1 protein-coding gene is annotated in these 1,116 nt (G+C 59.1%); it reads left to right on the top strand.

Annotated elements, in window-relative coordinates:
• The first annotated feature begins 145 nt into the window (after positions 1-145).
• The gene (locus ACXRVY_RS30775) at positions 146-1,006 is read left to right on the top strand and encodes a LysR family transcriptional regulator (RefSeq protein ID WP_223461824.1); all 861 of its coding nucleotides are present in this window, start codon (positions 146-148) and stop codon (positions 1,004-1,006) included.
• Positions 1,007-1,116 lie beyond the last annotated feature (110 nt).

The raw sequence follows: 1,116 nt of genomic DNA, 5'->3' as shown, positions 1-1,116 counted from the left end.
GGGATGGCAAGATGAAAAGGGGACATTTGCATCAGGCTAACCTCGTTGGTGGGTGTGGACGTGTTGAGTTTAGTCCTGTGTTTTTTGATTGAAAGACGATAATTTTTGCATCGAGCTCAAATTATTTCGATCAATCGAGGTCGCCATGCTGCGAGAACTGAAAACCTTTATCGCGGTGGCGCGTTACGGCACGTTCGCCGCCGCGGGTATGCACATCGGCCTGACACAATCGGCGGTCAGCGCGCAGATTCGTAACCTGGAACGCGCCTTGGGCATCCGTCTGTTCGACCGCACCGGTCGCCAGGCACTGCTCAATGCGGCGGGGCAGCGTGCGTTGCCGATGGCCAGGGAAATGCTCGAAACCTTCAGCCGCATGGCCGTCAGTGACGATGTCAGCGAGTACCGAGGCGAACTGAAAATCGGCGCGGTGGCCACCGCCCAGACCGGGCTGCTACCCCAGGCGCTGTTGCGCTTGCGCCAACAGGCTCCCTTGCTGGAGCCCAAGCTGGTGCCTGGTGTGTCGCTGAATCTGTTGAGCCAGGTGGACACGGGAGAAGTGGACCTGGCGATCCTGATCAAGCCGCCGTTTGAGTTGCCCAAGGAATTGTCCGCGCAGGTGATTCGCCGGGAGCCGTTCGTGCTGATCGTACCGGCGGACCTGGACGGCGATGATCCGTTACAACTGCTCGCCGAACACCCGCATGTGCGCTACGACCGCAATTCGTTTGGCGGGCGGCTGGTGACGCGGTTTCTGCGCGAACAGAAGATTGAGGTGCAGGTGGCGCTGGAGCTGGATGAACTGGAGGCCATCGTGAAAATGGTCGAATGTGGGTTGGGGGTTTCGCTGCTGCCGGAGGCGGGACTTTGGCTGGAGCATGGGGCGAAGGTCAGGGTGATCCGCTTGGGCGAGCTGACCTTCTATCGAGAGATCGTCCTGTTGCAGCGCTACAGCCAACGTAATCAACCGATTCAGCGGTTATTTGCCAACTGTCTGACTCAACACTGACCCTGTGGGAGCGAGCTTGCTCCGGGCGGCGTTCCGACGATGAGGCAATCACATTCACCATCTCTTCTGGCTGATAGATCGCTATCGCGAGCAAGCTCGCTCCCACAGGG

The organism is Pseudomonas sp. P5_A2_2 (genome assembly GCF_054177685.1).
The sequence above is the reverse complement of the archived record's forward strand: the minus strand, read 5'-3'. Positions and strand labels throughout refer to the sequence as shown.